We start from the raw sequence: 15,900 nt of genomic DNA on the forward strand, positions 1-15,900 counted from the left end.
AATTAATACATATTTTTATAATAAAAATAATGTCTTTTCACTTCATAATTTTTATTTTGTCAGCTAAAAAAAATAGAAGTATTGTCCCATATAAGACAATACTTCTATTTTCACTTAAAAATCACATAATAAATTTCTCATTACCTCTTCCAATACTATATCTGGATTTACTACCGTTTTTTCCGAACGCCATCCGATAAAGCCATCTGGTCTAATTAATACAGCACCTCCATTCCCTATACCATATAATTTGCTAAAAATATCTTCTGGAGCAACAAAGTCTCCACTTAAGCCAACACGATACCCTTTTATATTTATTCCTAATTTAGCTGAAACAGTATGTGCTGCCTCAGCCCAAGAACTATTTTTTACTCCTGTAAGTAATACAAAACTGTTACCGAATAAGTCTAATATAGAAACTTCCTTTCCTTCATACGTTCCCCATACATGTGGCGCTCGCGTTCCAGGTCTTCCGTTCAACTCTATGCTATCCATTCTATGTGGAGTGACTGAATTATCTATAATCGCCTCTGAACAATACTGATATCCAGCTGTAACAGCTAAACCATCCATATTATTCAAACTGCCTTTCTCTCTCTTCGCAGCACGAAACAGTAAACTACTTGCATAAGCTGTCGTTAATTTTGCAACAGAGTGTCTCTCTTCATGATATGTTTCTAACAATTTTGGTTTTGCCTTCCCTTTTATAACAGCCGCTAATTTCCAAGCTAAGTTATGCGCATCTTGTATTCCTGTATTTGAACCAAATCCGCCTGTTGGCGGCATAATATGTGCTGAATCTCCAACTAGAAAGACTCGATTTCCTTGAAATTTCACCGCTGTACTTTCGGCCGCTTCCCACGGTAAAACACTTAATATTTCTGACTCAATATTTGTACTTCCAATTGCTATTTGAATAATTTGTTTACAACGTTCCATCGTGAAATCCTCTGGTCCCTCTCCTTTTAATGGATCGTAGGCTACATGGTAAATCCATTTTTTTTCGTTATCTACTGGGATCAGTGCACCAAGAACCTCTGGATGAAGTACCATAGAAAAACCGAATGCGTCTCCTTGTATAAACTCACTTAAGTCTGCTTCAAAATAAATATTCATATAATAGCCACCAATGGTTCCACGCCCCTCAGTTTTAATCCCTAACTGCTCACGTATTTTACTTTTCGCTCCATCTGCTGCAATTACATAGTCACAATGTATGACACTTTCTTTTTCTGTTTCACGATTTCGAATCTTTGCTTTTACCCCGTTTTCATTTTGTTCAAATGAAACTAATTCATGATAAAAAGATAGTTGCCCGCCTAGCATTTTCGCTTCTTGTAACATCACCTCTTCTAAAATAATTTGATAACACGCAGTTTGTTTTGATGGACTAATCTTTTCTATTTTTTGAAGTAACTCTTCATCGTTTCCGTATTGTGTCGCTCTCATTTGTTCCAATTCTTCTTTATTCGCCTCAGCTATTGTATGAACTGCTATTCTTCCTCGGCAGTTCTCTAATGCTTTACCTGCCAATTTAATTCTTTTTTCCAAACCTAATTCTCGAAATAACTCCATTGTACGTAAAGTAAGACCGCCTGCTTTCGGATGAATGGCAGTAGACGGATGCCTTTCAATAAGTAAGTACTCAATGTTATGTTTTGCAAGAAATAAAGCAGACGCTAACCCAGATAATCCCCCTCCAACAATTAAAACTGGTACATAATTCGATTTCATATATTTACCCTCCACATCATTGTTCTGAGCTCAGTGACATAAATATAATCAAAAAAAACATTAAAATATAGACTTATATTTCATTTTGAATTATCATATAGATAGATTACGCCCCAAAATCCCTTTTACCTTTTCATACATCTATAATCCACCTGAATTGTGTCTGTATGAAAGTGTAAAACAAAAGAACGTACTTTACGTTGAACCATGTTCTATCGTAAAAATCAAAAATAATACAAACATTATAAGCGGTCGTAACCTTATGGATTATACAAGGTTACGACCGCTTATTTTATTGTTACATCATTTTTTGTTTTTAAAACCTCATCTATTGTGTTATGTAGTCCTTCCAATCCCTTTTCTATCTCCCTATAATTTTCAACAATAAAAAATTCATTCGTCTCGATTTTCTTTCTCAATATTGCACCTCATACAACAATCATGTAGCATTACCGTATCGAAGTAATGGTTCATCATCTTAAACCTTTCGACTAATTACCTGGAGGCAAAGTGATTGAAATGAATAAACAAGAACAATTAAATATTATAAAAAAAGATTTTATTGATTCTCAAAAAGTATTATTGGCAATTGGTGATGAAACGCGTCAAGCTATTTTATTAGTGCTAATGGAAACGGAATGTCAAACAGGATTACGTGTAGGAGAAATCACGAAGCAAACACACCTTTCCCGTCCAGCAGTATCACATCACCTTAAGATTTTACGAGAAGCTGGCATTATTTTAATGAGAAAAGAAGGTACAAAGAATTTTTATTATATTGATATACGTACAAAATTAGGTTTATTAAAAAATCTTGTATTAGATATTGAGAAGCTATTGCAAAACTTTTATTAAAACTTGGAGGTATAAGAAATGAAAGCAATGATAATTGATAGATATGGAAAAGTCCCAATGCGTATGGCAGAGGTACCTACTCCTGAAATAAATGAGTATGAAGTGCTCGCAGAAATTCATGCAGCTAGCATTAATCCAATTGATTTTAAAATACGCGACGGAAAAGTAAAAATGTTACTGAAATATGAAATGCCCCTAATCCTTGGTAACGACTTTGCCGGTGTCATCACGAAGGTTGGATCAAAAGTAACTCGTTTTAAAGTTGGTGATGAAATATATGCTCGTCCAAGAAAAAATAAGATTGGTACTTTCGCGGAGTATATAGTCATTCATGAAGATGATATAGCTTTAAAACCGAAAAATTTAAGTTTTGAGGAAGCTGCTTCGATTCCACTCGTTGGCTTAACATCATATCAAGCATTACATGACATCATGCAATTACAAAAAGGACAAAAGATTTTAATTCACGCCGGATCCGGTGGTGTTGGTACTTTCGCTATTCAGCTAGCAAAAATAATGGGTGCCATTGTTACAACGACTGCTAGTGAAGCTGGTGCGAATTTAGTAACGTCTCTTGGCGCAGATGAAATTATTAATTACAAAACAGAGAAATTTGAAGATATACTAAAAAATTATGATGCGGTATTTGATACAATCGGCGGTGCAACACTTGAAAAATCATTCAATATTATAAAAAGCGGAGGAAACATTGTTTCAGTTTCAGGTATGCCGAATGCTCGCTTCGGTAAAGAATTTGGTTCAGGATTCTTTAAAACTCTCTTATTTTCATTAGCCAGCAAAAAACTTACTGCACTTGAAAAAAAGCATAATGCTCAATATTCATTTTTATTTATGAAGCCAAGTGGGGATCAATTACGTACTATTGCAAACTATATTGAAGCTGGTGAAATCAAACCGGTAATCGATCGAGTTTTCCCTTTTGAAGATGCGCAAAAAGCAATGGAATATTCCGAGGCTGGAAGAGCAAAAGGAAAAATAATCGTAAAAATTAAGTAATAATAAAAACTCCATTTTTTTAAAAATGGAGTTTTGTATTTGCTGTTAAATAGACATAGTGCAATGAAGTCCTTACAATAGATTGCAAGGGGAAATATTATATTATACTTTTAGTTAACTTTACAAAGAATATATACGTACAAATACATAATTTAAAATACAAAAAGGAGGAGATACAATGACTAAAAATAATGAAACAGGTTGGAATTTAGATAATAGTTATATGACTTTACCACAATCATTTTATACAGAAATCCCCCCTACTCCCGTAAGTTCACCGGAGTTAGTTAAACTAAACCATTCATTAGCGATATCTCTTGGCTTGACCCCTGAAGAACTGAAAAAGGAAGCTGAAATTGCCATTTTCGCTGGCAATGGACTTCCAGAAGGAGCTCATCCATTAGCTCAAGCATATGCTGGTCATCAATTCGGACATTTTAATATGTTAGGCGACGGTCGTGCTCTTTTAATTGGCGAACAAATTACTCCTTCAGGTGAGCGTTTCGATATTCAACTGAAAGGTTCTGGCCCTACTCCCTATTCACGCCGAGGAGATGGCCGTGCTGCACTCGGTCCGATGCTACGTGAATATATTATTAGTGAAGCAATGTATGCACTTGATATTCCGACTACTCGCAGTTTAGCAGTTGTTACAACCGGGGAACCAACATATCGTGAAACAAAATTACCTGGAGCAATTTTAACTAGAGTCGCTAGTAGTCATATACGGGTCGGTACATTTCAATATGCTGCAGCTCGTGGTTCAATAGAGGACCTGAAATCGCTAGCTGACTATACGATAAAAAGACATTACCCAGAAATTGAATCTCATGAAAACCGATATACTGCATTACTACAAGAAGTCATTAAAAGACAAGCCAGTCTTATCGCAAAATGGCAACTTGTTGGATTTATTCACGGCGTAATGAACACTGACAATATAACGATCAGTGGCGAAACAATTGATTACGGTCCTTGTGCATTTATGGACAATTACGACCAAGGAACTGTATTTAGCTCTATTGACACACAAGGTCGTTATGCATATGGAAATCAACCATATATGGCCGCATGGGATCTAGCACGACTAGCTGAATCTTTAATGCCAATTCTGCACGAAGATGAAGAAGAAGCATTAAAAATCGCTCAAGACGAAATTTCGAAATTTAGCGTACAGTATGAAAAACAGTGGTTCCTTGGAATGAAAAAGAAATTAGGACTATTTAGCAACGAAGTACAAGATCAATCACTTATTGAGCAACTTTTAAAAATGATGGAGAAATATAAAGCGGATTACACAAATACATTCCGTTCATTAACTCTTGATGCTATCGAAAATACAGCTCTATTTGAAAGTCCTGAATTTAAAGAATGGTACAAACTTTGGCAATCTCGATTAGAAAGACAAGAACAATCAAAAGAAAACGCCTACGAGATGATGAAAAATAATAACCCATCAATCATCCCGAGGAACCACCGTGTAGAAGAAGCACTAGAAGCAGCTGTTACAAATGACGACTATAGCGTAATGGAGCAACTTCTTGAAGCTTTATCAAACCCTTATGCGTATTCTACAGATCAAGAAGAATACTGCATTCCGCCTGCGCCTACGAGTCGTCCTTATCGTACTTTTTGTGGGACTTGATTGTTTAATATGTAAAAAGGTGCGTTCATATAAATTGTGTGAACGCACCCTTTTTATATCCCCCCACTCAACTAAAACTTTAAAATGCACACCCCCCGATGCCATTTCTTTAATCCAAAATAAATTCTACACTATTCCAATAGAATTACTCGTAAGCTTGTTAAACAAATATTGAGAAATATAAAACATCATTTCTAAATATTTTTATTTTTGATACTATATTTTATAAGAATATTCAAAAAGTGAGGGGATTTCATGAACGTTCAACTACAAGGTAATGAACAAATTACAAAATTATTTAATGACTGGTATAGAGCTATGTTACAACATCAAACTACCCATGCAACAAAAATAAAAAAAGATATTGAAAATATCATCTCTAATTCAGAAGAAGATACAAACCTACAATTGTATTATTCACTTTTTAATTTCAGATACAAAATTTTAACAGATGGTTTAAATATTAATAAGGATGATTTTAATAAAATTGATTCTTTCCCACTTCCAGAGAATGGGCTATTTTCTTATTATTATCATTTTTTTAAGGCTATTCACAATACAATTATTGGAAACTACAATGCAGCAAAACACCTTTTCGAGAACGCTAAAAAGCTGCTAATACACGTACCTGACGAACTAGAGAATGCTGAATTTAACTACCGCTTAGCTTCCTATTATTATCAAACATATCAACCACTAGTAGCAATCCAATCTGCAAATGAAGCTAAAGCGATTTTTTCAAAACATATAAACTGCGAAATTAATGTTGCTTTGTGTGATAACATCTTTGGTTTATCTTGTATTGATTTAAAACAGTTTGAACAAGCTGAAATTAGACTTGATTCAGCATTAAATATTCTACAGAAGTATTCAGAGGAGACTTTATCATTAAGAGTACGACATAATTTAGCTTGGCTATATGCAAGTCAAAACCTTTCAGAGTTAGCAATGCGTCATATTTCAGAGGTTACAACTAAGCAACCAAATCACTTTAAAGCACTTTTTGTTGAAGCACGTGAATACTCCAAGCTTGGAGAATATACCCAGGCTAAAGAACTTATAAAAAAAGGATTAAACATCTCAAATAAACTAGAAAACAAAGAGTTTCAATATCGTTTCATGATTTTAAGAGAACTAAATAATAAAACTTCTATAAATGATTTAGAAATGATAATTTTGGAAGGAATTTCTTACTTTAAAACAGAAAACCTTTGGGAATGTATACAAGAGTACACTGATGTTCTAGCAAATATGTTTTATGAAAAAGAAGACCATATAAAAGCTAGTCAATACTTTTACATGGCCAATCAAGCAAGAAAAAAACATGAAGAAAAGGGAGCTTTGATATAATGAAAAAGATTAAATTGAGCATCATTGGCTTAGCTGTTATTAGCATCACAACTCTTGGATTAAGCTTCACCTCAGAAACACCGAAAACACAGTTAGGATATGTAGCATTAAACATTGGGGACACCCCTGCACCACAAAGACCTGACCTTGTTCAATCCGTTGACGTAAGTAAAGACTACAACTCAACAACAACTGAAAAAGCACTTTAAAAAATGAAAGACCTTCAATTAAGAAGGTCTTTTTAAATACGCTTATTTAGAATATTTCCCTTTCATGTAGGCTTTATTTTCTCATCAACTCCGCAATCCTCTTACTCTCCTCACTACCAACTTTCTCAAGTTTCTCCACAACTAAATTCCGTCTCTCTACAGAATGATTTTGACTTAACTTCGCTTTTCCTTCTATTTTATTTATCTTTATTTTGAATCCAACTATTCCCTTACTTAATCCTCCCATATAATTTGGATCTACATCATTAAGTGAGTAGGTGCTCTCTGGATTTTCATATTTATTTACTAAATCTTGAAGAGAATCTACTAATGTCTTCTCATCTTCAACAATTTCTAATTCACCATATACATGCACTGCAACGTAATTCCATGTTGGTACTGCATTGTTTGTTTCATACCATGACGGAGAGATGTAACTATGTGGTCCTTGAAATATAGCTAGTACTTGCTGAGTCCCAATATCTTTCCACTGTTCATTCGGTCGTGCGAAGTGACCATGTAAAGTAAGGGTCTCCCTATTTAGCAACAACGGCAAGTGCGTTGCATATAGTTCTCCGTTATGTTGAGAAAATAATGTCGCAAAGCTATTTTGTTCCATTATTTCGTACTTCATCTCTTCATCTTGTATTGCGAAATATTTTGGTATGTACATAAGCTCCCTCTTTTCCGATCTTTTCCGATCTTTTCTAATTTATTTCCTATTATATTTAGTAACCGCATCAATCAACAGGGCCAGTTTGCATTTGTTTTATAATGGCAGCTTTCTATTTCAAAACAATAGGCAGCATGTATTCCATGCTGCTTTAGTTTATTTTTTCTAATATATTTGTAATAAATACGGTCTTACCCTCAATATAACTAGATCGATTTTTCGACTCTCTTGCTAACTCTTCCTTCAAGTTTCCATACTCATTAGCTACTTCAGTATGTTCACGAAGGTAATCTCGAAACGCTATATGCCTTCTCAACTCTTCACTATTTTTATCACACACATATAAATGATGTTCCATCCAAACTGTATTTCCCTCGTTCCATGGAACGAACATATCCTTTCTTCCAAACGCCTCTCTTCCTTTAAAGCTCCATTCTAACTGATGATAGTACCCTATCTTCTCAAGTTTTTTTACTACCTCATGAAAAATTTCGTACTCTTCTATTACAACATCAATATCTAGTATTGGTTTTGATGCAAGCCCTTTAACAGATGTACTCCCAACATGTTCAATGGATAAAATGCTGTCTTCCATCACATCGTTAATGAGAGTTTGTAGCTTATTAAATTCACTTTCCCATTTGATGTTATATTCTTCGATAGTAATTCTCTGTTTCAACGTATCCCTCTCCTCAAAAGCAATTATAATCTTTGAATATGAGTATCCTTAAAATCCGTCTCATATTTCAATCCATATCCAAACATTCGATCCATTCCAATATGTGCTGTCCATATTAAGCCAATCACTATAACGGTATCTATCTTAAAATAGACACCTATTAGAACAATTAATATGGATATGATATATGTATGACATACGTTATATATTTTCGCACCAACGTGATTATTGATCCCATACGCTAACATGGATAAATCCGGCGCTAAAAGGAATACAAAAAATATAATCCAACTAAACTCATATATTGAATACATATAAATCGTGGCTAAAAATACAACCATTCCTTCAAAATGTACAATACGTTTTTGCATTATTTATCATTCCTATTTTTCTATATTTATTGATACATTTTCATCGCTGAAAGTGTTCTTTGCATTTTTTGACCAGATGGTTGCTAATATTGGCCCTGAAATGTTATGCCATACTGCCGCTAATACACTTGGGAGTGCAGCAGCCGGTCCAAAACGCAAAATACTTTCCAGCTATATTACTTATCGCTTCTAGTACTTTCATCCAATCAGCCCCTATCTTTTAATTGAAACACCTTATTCGGATTCAAAATATTTTGCGGATCAAGAGCTTTCTTTATTTTCTCCATTACAAATAATGCCGCCCCATGTTCTTCTTCTTGATACTTTCGTTTTCCGATTCCAACGCCATGTTCTCCTGTACACGTTCCTCCTCGTTTAAGAGCATACAGAACGATACTTTCGTTTATTTCGTCCGCCTTCTTTACTTCCTCTTTATCATTTGTGTCAATCATTAAGAGTACATGGAAATTCCCATCTCCAACATGACCTAGAATACCGCCAATAAGCCCTACTTTATCTAATACCTCTTTCGCATGTTGAATCGCTCCAGCTAATTCCGAAATTGGCACACATACGTCTGTACTCATTAGCTTTTTACCAGGATAACTATGCACGTAAGAGTACGCTAAGTTATGTCTTGCATCCCACAGTTTATTTCTCGCTGCTGTTTCCGTCTCAAACGTAATTTCTATACATTTATGATCAAGAACGATTTCTTTCGTAAATTCAATATCTTGCTTTAACCCTGCTTCATTGCCGTGAAACTCTAAAAACAGTGTCGGTTCTTCTCTGTAACTTGTTTCATTGTAATAATTTACTTGTTTCATAGATAATTCATCAACGAGTTCAATTCTCGCGATTGGAATACCTGCTTGTAATATGTTAATTACAGCTTCTACTGCATCATTTATAGTTGGAAACGATGCCCTCGCAGCCATAACATGTTCTGGTATACCGTATACTTTTAAAGTTAACTCCGTGAAACATCCAAGTGTTCCTTCTGATCCTACGAAAATACCATTTAAATGATAACCTGATGATGACTTCGCCGCTAAATTCCCGGTATGTATTACTCCTCCATCAGCAAGAACGACTTCTAAATCTCGAACTTGATCACGCATTACACCATACTTTACCGCTGTCGTTCCGCTCGCATTTGTAGCAGCCATTCCTCCTAACGTTGCATCAGCTCCTGGGTCTACACTAAAAAATAATCCATACTTTTTCAATTCTTTATTAAGCTGAGAGCGCGTCACCCCTGGCTGTACTCTCACAAGAAAATCCTTTTCTCTTATTTCAAGTATTTTGTTCATAAGAGAAAAGTCCATTGTAATTCCTTTTTCGTAAGGAATTACATGTCCCTCTAAGCTGGACCCTACTCCAAATGGAACGACAGCTGTTCCGTGCTGACTCGCTATTTTCATTATCGCGCTAACTTCTTCGGTCGTTTTTGGAAAAACAACTACATCAGGTAAACTACTAACGTGGTAAGATTCATCTTTACTATGTAACTCTCGTACTGTCATATTTATTACTACTCGATCTTCAGGAAGTATGCCTTTTAATTCATTTACTACATGTTCAATTGTTATTTCCATAATCAACTCTCCTTTTTAATTTTAAAACAAGTATACCATCTTTATACAAAATAATTAGAAAAATAAGATTATTTAACCTGAACATAAAAAAAGAACCTGCAGCACACGCTACAAGTTCTTTTTCACTACATTTTAAACGATTTCTTTATTAACAACATAAACCAAATTAAAGTAACTGCCATCAACGAATGAGAAAACCCTACAATATAAGTTAACCCTTTAAAGTCAGCTCCATTTAACTGAAGAAGCCCTCTCGCTGCTAGCGAACCTAACATTAATGTTAATGCAATGTTATGTAAAACAAACCACTTATTAAACCCTTGCACTTCATGAAACGCGAATACTTTTGCTAATCCTAAAGCAATTAAAAAGAAGAAAAAGCCAAGTACAAGTGTATGTGTATGCAAAAGATTTAACAAAGTAGATCCTAAAATCCCTTTATACTTACCATACTCCCTAGCGAAAATCCCTGATAATAAACCGATAATCAAATACGTAAACGATGCATTATATAATTTCTTCATTATGTACCTCCTTGAGTAGAATGTGTAGTGTGTCATATTTAGTAATAATGATAGTTATATAGTAAAAACTCCTAGTCACCTAGGAGTCATTGTATAAGTATCTCACTCTTTACAATCAATCCTAATTATAAAATATCTCTCTATACAAAACAAACGAACTTTATGTGAACAAACACCCCCATTAAAATATGTTGCACTTTTGTTTTACACAATCCATACTAATTGTTATAACTTTTTAAAGGTGGTGTAATAATTGATAGTTCTTGAAACCGAACGTCTAAATCTTCGTTGGTTTGATATAAAAGACGCTTCTTTTATTCTTGAATTAGTAAACGATCCTGCATGGATTCAGTTTATCGGTGACAAAGGGGTTAGAAACTTAGAAGATGCAAAAAATTATATTGTAAACGGTCCCATCGATATGTATAACAAACTCGGATTTGGCCTTTACTTAGTAGAACGAAAAGAAGATCTCACTCCACTTGGTATGTGTGGCCTTATTAAAAGAGATTCATTAGAAGACGTTGATATCGGATTTGCCTTTTTAGAAACATTCCGTTCAAAAGGATATGGCTACGAGTCAGCTTCTGCGATAATCGAATACGGTGTACAAAAGCTCGGCATGAAACGAATTGTAGCAATTACTTCTATAGATAACATTGCCTCAGGAAAACTTTTAGAAAAAGTAGGATTACGATTTGAGAAAATCATTTCAGGGTCTGGAGAAGATTTAAAATTATTTGGGTATAACGCATAGTAAAGAAGGTCGCCGTGAATGGTGACCTTCTTTACTATTTTACTGATCTCGTAATAATACTTTTAGTTACAGTATATTTTGCAGTAATTCTTGTGATTACCACTATTCCTTTCATATCATATTTTTGGAAATTCATAGAAATAAAACTTTCACTTCCAAATAAATTATATTAATATATTAAATAAAGGAAGTGAGAATAAATGGAACAACCGCTATTTTTATTAGTTCTTCAATTCATTGCATTTGTATTAATCATTTGTATCTTATATGGGATCTTGTACAATACCGTATTAAATTTAAATATGCCTAAATGGACTGCACATATAGTAGCTACGGTATTTACACTTGGTATCGCCTATCAAGTTTTTATAAATTTTATTTGAAAAATTTTTTAGCAATTACTTCTATTGTTGATGCAGTAAAGCTTTTAGAAAAGCAGAATTGCAATTTGAGAGGATTATTTTAAAATCAGGAAACGTAGCCATTTTTTATAAAGTCTGTCCTGCGCAAAATAGTGAAGACGTTATTTCCGCTGAAAATGTGTTTGCATAACAAGAAATGAATTTAATTGATCCTGCAAAAATTTTATTTTAAATCAAAGATATGTAAGAAAATAAGCACATCCTGTTAAAAAACAGATGTGCTTATTTTTTAATTTCTATGCATTTTTACGTTTTAAGAAAATCACTCCACCAACAATTAACAGTAATGCGCCTGCAGCCATAGAGATCCAACTTGTAAGATTAGTACCTGTTTGCGGTAACCATCCAATTTTAGATTGAATTTCTTGCTTAGGTTGTGGTTGTTCTTTTACTTGCTCGTTAGGCTGCTCTGGTGTTGGAGTATTTTTATCTGAATTTGGCTGTTCTGGTTTAGGTTGTTCCGGCTTTACCTCTTTAAATTTCACTGTTTGTCCCTTATCTTCAATTTCAGCGTGAATAGCTACTAATATATTATCTTGATACAGTTCTTCAAATACTACTACTTCTTTACCTTGTAATGCAGAAGCATTAAATGTGAAATCTAGTGTGATAGAACCATTCTTCTCTTTAGCAGTAAACTTAGATTCTACTGTTACTTCTTTACCATCAACTAATAATGGCTTGTTTGTTGCTTTATCCATTAGTTTACCTTTTACAACGTACTCTTTACCCACGATTAAGTCTTTGTATTCCACTTTATCTTGGATTGTTACAGATTTAGAAGCGTCTAACTCTTTAGAACTATCAACTTTGTTTGTTGCTGTCGTTTTAATAGAAGGTTCTACAAATCGAACTGTTTGACCTACATCATTAATGTCAGCATGCGTTGTAATTACTTGCCCTTCATGTAATAAGTCTTCAAACACGACTACTTCTCTTCCTTGCTGTTCAGCACCAACAAAAGTAAAGTCTAATGTTACAAAACCGTTCTTTTCTTTTGCAGTAAACTTCGTTTCAGCTGTTACTTCTTTTCCATCAATTAATAATGGTTTGTTAATAGCTTTGTTCATTAGTTTACCTTTTACAGTGTACTCTTTACCTACAACTAAGTTAGTATACTCCACTTTGTCTTGGATAGTGATAGAATCCTTTGAATGAATCTCTTTTCCACCATCAGCTTTGTTTGTTGCTGTCGTTTTTACTGATGGCTTAACGAACTTAACTGTTTGACCTTTATCATTGATATCAGCATGTGTTGTAACAGTTTTTCCTTCTTTCAATAACTCTTCGAATACTACTACCTCTTTTTCTTCTAAACCAGTTGCATCAAATGTGAAGTCTAATGTAATAGAGCCATTTGCTTCTTTTGGTGTAAACTTCGTTTCAGCTGTTACTTCTTTACCATTTACAACTAATGGTTTATTAGTCTCTTTATTCATTAATTTACCTTTTACAGTGTATTCTTTACCTACTTGTAGGTCTTTGTATTCCACTTTATCTTGGATTGTTACAGACTTTGACGTGTGCATTTCTTTTGTACCATCTGTTTTATCAGTAGCTGTTGTTTTTATTGAAGGAATCTTTTCATCTTTGACAATGTGTTTAATGATTTGACCATTCTCTTTAATTTCAAAAGAGAACGTTTCTTCATTTAATACATAACCTTTTGGCGCAACAGTTTCTTTATATGTGTATTTTCCAAATGGTAATTTTTCAAATTTAGCGATTCCTTTATCGTCTGTTTTTCCTTTTACTACTTCTTTTCCTGCTTCGTTATAAATCGTAAATTCTGCATTTGGAAGCTTGTTATTTCCATCAGCTACATCTACCTTTGTAATTTCTAGATCACCTTTGATATGATGATTAACTGCCAATAACTCAATAATCTTCCCATGTTCCTTTATTCCGAACATAATTGGTTCTTTAACAAGAACGTAACCATGTGGAGAAGCCTTTTCTACAAATGAATATTTACCATACGCTAAATCTTTGACGTTAATCTCGCCATTTTTATCTGTCTTATATTCCCCAACTACTTTTCCACTTTCATCTTTCAATTCAAATACTGCACCTTCTAATTTTTTGCTAATATCTTCATTATCTACTTTTAGTAATTTTACACTACCTTTCACTTCGGTATTTTCCACTGTAAAAGTAAGTGTTTTATTGTGCTCTTTAATTTCAAAAGGATACTTTGTTTTATTTCCAATATATCCATTAGGTGTTTTTGTCTCTAAGAAATAATACTTACCATACGTAAGACCTTCAACGTTTGCAATTCCATTTTCTTTTGTTACTACTTTTTGCACTTCTTTTCCATCTTCAGTAAAGACTGTGAATTCAACATTTGGTAAAACCTTTCCTGAATCACTGAGCTTTTTAATTTCGATGTTACCTTTTACTTTGTTATTTACTATTTGGACAGCTCCTGTTTCTCCTGTCTTAACTTCAATAGTTTGTGGTTTATCATCTGAAACATAGCCTGTTGGTGCTTTAATTTCTTTTAATGTGTAAGTACCAATTGGTAAGTTGTTTAATTCTGCCATACCATCAGCACCAGTCGTGATTTTTCCAACTGATTCATTATTTGCATTAAAGACCTCAAATACTGCACCAGCTAAAACTTCTCCATTTTCTCCAACCTTTTTAATTTTTAAAGAACCAGCTGCTTCCCAATTTACTGCAAGATCACTACTAAGCTTTTCTTCATTTCTTTCTAATAGTACTGTAGCATTCTGAACAGTATCCGTACCACGGTAAGCAATTGCTTGAACTTTAGTTAAATTAGCAGCAACACTTAAATTAAATTCACCCGTTTTTGTATTCTTAGGAATTTGGATACGAAATTTTTCTCCAACTGAAAGCTGATCTTTCACTTCACCATTTTCACTTACAATTCTAACTCCATTAGGTGCATTTTTCGCTACTACCTTATAAGAACCACCCTTAGCATTTGTTTGTACTGAATATAGATTTGTTTCGAAGAATTCACCCTTTAATTCTGCTTTTTGCTTTTCAGCAGGAATCACATTCATAAAAATATCTTGAGTCTCTTCACTATTATTAGCATTACTAATAATAGCCTTAGCTGCTTTTTCAACATTTTTATTCTCATGTTTTAATTCATTTACATCGAGTTGACCTAATGCATTCCAAACCGCAAGTTGCGTTGCATAATGCGCTTCATTTTTATTAGCTACTCCCAGCTGTTCAGCACTTTTTTGTGGGAAACCATTTAATAAGACTCTATATACTACATTATCTGTTTTCCCCATTTCAGGAAGATCTTCACCATTTGGTGATTTTAATCCAAGAGTTAAGCAATAAGCAATTTGACCACTTGAATTTTTAATCATTTCAGTGCGAATGTACTTACCTAGACTATTACTATAACTCCAGTCCATTGAATATTTCTCATGCGTCATAACCTCTGCACTAGCCCTAGGTAAAAATACATTAAGGAATAATGCCAGTACTGATAATAATGTAAAAACTCTTATAATGACTCTCTTACCCAATTTTGTAACCTCCCTAGAATATATTAATCCGAGTATATATCGCAATATCTAAAACATTCACGACCGACCCGATTATCATTATAAAACAATAAATTACAAATATTAAATAATTTTAATGAAATAGTCAAAAAATTTACACATTTTATTATTTATCAAGTTTTTTAACGAATTTACTATATACAAATTCTAAAATGCGCCTACAATTTAAAAAACAAATATGTATGTTAAATATATAAATAGCAATTCCTTTACTCCAGTTATTAAGCTTTCCCCCTATTAAAAATAGCCTTTTCATTTTCTTGTTAATCCGAGTAATTTATACACCTCTTTTAATCTATTACACTCCTCCATTTAAATATAAAAGTGACTTCTCGTTCAAAGAATAAAGTGAAACTTTAATTCGCCCGATTCCCATCTAACTTCTTTGCTTTCATTGAATTTTTGGGCGGGATTCTTACTGCCCAAAAATAGCGGGATACATTATGCAATATTGCATTTGATAATCATTTTCAGTGTAACTATAATGATTACAGGATTACTATTAATCC

Annotated in this window: 14 protein-coding genes and 1 pseudogene; 7 read left to right on the forward strand and 8 right to left on the reverse strand. The window is 33.7% G+C overall.

All coding sequences use genetic code 11. The features are described 5' to 3' along the window. Positions 1 to 114: 114 nt before the first annotated feature. Positions 115 to 1,734, reverse strand: a complete 1,620-nt coding sequence (locus IBT51_RS09380) for an FAD-dependent oxidoreductase (RefSeq protein WP_200458112.1) — start codon at positions 1,732 to 1,734, stop codon at positions 115 to 117. A 510-nt stretch (positions 1,735 to 2,244) separates the two neighbouring features. Here IBT51_RS09380 and IBT51_RS09385 point away from each other — a divergent pair. The 5 genes from IBT51_RS09385 (at position 2,245) to IBT51_RS09405 (ending at position 6,810) form a co-directional block, all read left to right on the forward strand. Next, on the forward strand, positions 2,245 to 2,589 hold the full coding sequence (locus tag IBT51_RS09385) for an ArsR/SmtB family transcription factor (RefSeq protein WP_000571870.1): 345 nt from the start codon (positions 2,245 to 2,247) through the stop codon (positions 2,587 to 2,589). Positions 2,590 to 2,607: 18 nt separating this feature from the next. Beyond that, a complete protein-coding gene (locus tag IBT51_RS09390) occupies positions 2,608 to 3,606 on the forward strand; it encodes an NADP-dependent oxidoreductase (protein WP_200458111.1) in 999 nt (332 codons plus the stop codon). 178 nt (positions 3,607 to 3,784) lie between these two features. Beyond that, a complete protein-coding gene (locus IBT51_RS09395) occupies positions 3,785 to 5,251 on the forward strand; it encodes a protein adenylyltransferase SelO (RefSeq protein ID WP_200458110.1) in 1,467 nt (488 codons plus the stop codon). A 255-nt stretch (positions 5,252 to 5,506) separates the two neighbouring features. Beyond that, complete coding sequence (locus IBT51_RS09400; RefSeq protein ID WP_200458109.1) at positions 5,507 to 6,601, forward strand: response regulator aspartate phosphatase; 1,095 nt, start codon at positions 5,507 to 5,509, stop codon at positions 6,599 to 6,601. Next, positions 6,601 to 6,810 carry a hypothetical protein gene (locus tag IBT51_RS09405; RefSeq protein WP_000721431.1) on the forward strand — a complete coding sequence of 70 codons (210 nt, stop codon included), beginning with the start codon at positions 6,601 to 6,603 and terminating at the stop codon, positions 6,808 to 6,810. The genes IBT51_RS09400 and IBT51_RS09405 overlap by 1 nt, the downstream gene beginning before the upstream one ends. 73 nt (positions 6,811 to 6,883) lie before the next feature. Here IBT51_RS09405 and IBT51_RS09410 read toward each other — a convergent pair whose 3' ends face one another. The 6 genes and pseudogenes from IBT51_RS09410 to IBT51_RS09435 all read right to left on the reverse strand — a co-directional run bounded on the left by IBT51_RS09410 (position 6,884) and on the right by IBT51_RS09435 (position 10,655). Then, positions 6,884 to 7,483, reverse strand: a complete 600-nt coding sequence (locus IBT51_RS09410) for an FMN-binding negative transcriptional regulator (RefSeq protein ID WP_200458108.1) — start codon at positions 7,481 to 7,483, stop codon at positions 6,884 to 6,886. Between the two features lie 151 nt (positions 7,484 to 7,634). Beyond that, positions 7,635 to 8,162 carry a GrpB family protein gene (locus IBT51_RS09415; RefSeq protein WP_000813613.1) on the reverse strand — a complete coding sequence of 176 codons (528 nt, stop codon included), beginning with the start codon at positions 8,160 to 8,162 and terminating at the stop codon, positions 7,635 to 7,637. 23 nt (positions 8,163 to 8,185) lie between these two features. Beyond that, positions 8,186 to 8,533 (reverse strand): DUF4260 domain-containing protein, encoded by a 348-nt coding sequence (locus IBT51_RS09420; protein WP_053563872.1) that lies wholly within the window; start codon positions 8,531 to 8,533, stop codon positions 8,186 to 8,188. 12 nt (positions 8,534 to 8,545) lie between these two features. Continuing rightward, a pseudogene (locus IBT51_RS09425) lies at positions 8,546 to 8,686 on the reverse strand (bile acid:sodium symporter family protein); the annotation flags it as partial. A gap of 53 nt (positions 8,687 to 8,739) precedes the next feature. Continuing rightward, positions 8,740 to 10,131 carry an FAD-binding oxidoreductase gene (locus tag IBT51_RS09430; RefSeq protein ID WP_000406581.1) on the reverse strand — a complete coding sequence of 464 codons (1,392 nt, stop codon included), beginning with the start codon at positions 10,129 to 10,131 and terminating at the stop codon, positions 8,740 to 8,742. Between the two features lie 125 nt (positions 10,132 to 10,256). Then, complete coding sequence (locus IBT51_RS09435; protein WP_000737896.1) at positions 10,257 to 10,655, reverse strand: DUF2871 family protein; 399 nt, start codon at positions 10,653 to 10,655, stop codon at positions 10,257 to 10,259. 253 nt (positions 10,656 to 10,908) lie between these two features. Here IBT51_RS09435 and IBT51_RS09440 point away from each other — a divergent pair, with 253 nt between their 5' ends. Continuing rightward, positions 10,909 to 11,412, forward strand: coding sequence for a GNAT family N-acetyltransferase (locus IBT51_RS09440; protein ID WP_016512486.1), 504 nt, complete (start codon positions 10,909 to 10,911; stop codon positions 11,410 to 11,412). A 200-nt stretch (positions 11,413 to 11,612) separates the two neighbouring features. Next, the gene (locus tag IBT51_RS09445) at positions 11,613 to 11,795 is read left to right on the forward strand and encodes a hypothetical protein (protein WP_088024250.1); all 183 of its coding nucleotides are present in this window, start codon (positions 11,613 to 11,615) and stop codon (positions 11,793 to 11,795) included. A 275-nt stretch (positions 11,796 to 12,070) separates the two neighbouring features. Here the strand turns inward: IBT51_RS09445 and IBT51_RS09450 are convergent, their stop codons facing one another. Then, positions 12,071 to 15,352, reverse strand: coding sequence for a VaFE repeat-containing surface-anchored protein (locus tag IBT51_RS09450; RefSeq protein ID WP_200458107.1), 3,282 nt, complete (start codon positions 15,350 to 15,352; stop codon positions 12,071 to 12,073). Positions 15,353 to 15,900 lie beyond the last annotated feature (548 nt).

Source organism: Bacillus sp. S71, assembly GCF_016625265.1.
Taxonomy (GTDB): Bacteria; Bacillota; Bacilli; order Bacillales; family Bacillaceae_G; genus Bacillus_A; species Bacillus_A cereus.

Bases quoted from the DNA above. Each gene is read 5' to 3' on its own strand.
- IBT51_RS09380 (WP_200458112.1), bottom strand. From the start codon at position 1,734: ATGAAATCGAATTATGTACCAGTTTTAATTGTTGGAGGGGGATTATCT.
- IBT51_RS09390 (WP_200458111.1), top strand. From the start codon at position 2,608: ATGAAAGCAATGATAATTGATAGATATGGAAAAGTCCCAATGCGTATG.
- IBT51_RS09395 (WP_200458110.1), top strand. From the start codon at position 3,785: ATGACTAAAAATAATGAAACAGGTTGGAATTTAGATAATAGTTATATG.
- IBT51_RS09400 (WP_200458109.1), top strand. From the start codon at position 5,507: ATGAACGTTCAACTACAAGGTAATGAACAAATTACAAAATTATTTAAT.
- IBT51_RS09405 (WP_000721431.1), top strand. From the start codon at position 6,601: ATGAAAAAGATTAAATTGAGCATCATTGGCTTAGCTGTTATTAGCATC.
- IBT51_RS09410 (WP_200458108.1), bottom strand. From the start codon at position 7,483: ATGTACATACCAAAATATTTCGCAATACAAGATGAAGAGATGAAGTAC.
- IBT51_RS09420 (WP_053563872.1), bottom strand. From the start codon at position 8,533: ATGCAAAAACGTATTGTACATTTTGAAGGAATGGTTGTATTTTTAGCC.
- IBT51_RS09430 (WP_000406581.1), bottom strand. From the start codon at position 10,131: ATGGAAATAACAATTGAACATGTAGTAAATGAATTAAAAGGCATACTT.
- IBT51_RS09435 (WP_000737896.1), bottom strand. From the start codon at position 10,655: ATGAAGAAATTATATAATGCATCGTTTACGTATTTGATTATCGGTTTA.
- IBT51_RS09445 (WP_088024250.1), top strand. From the start codon at position 11,613: ATGGAACAACCGCTATTTTTATTAGTTCTTCAATTCATTGCATTTGTA.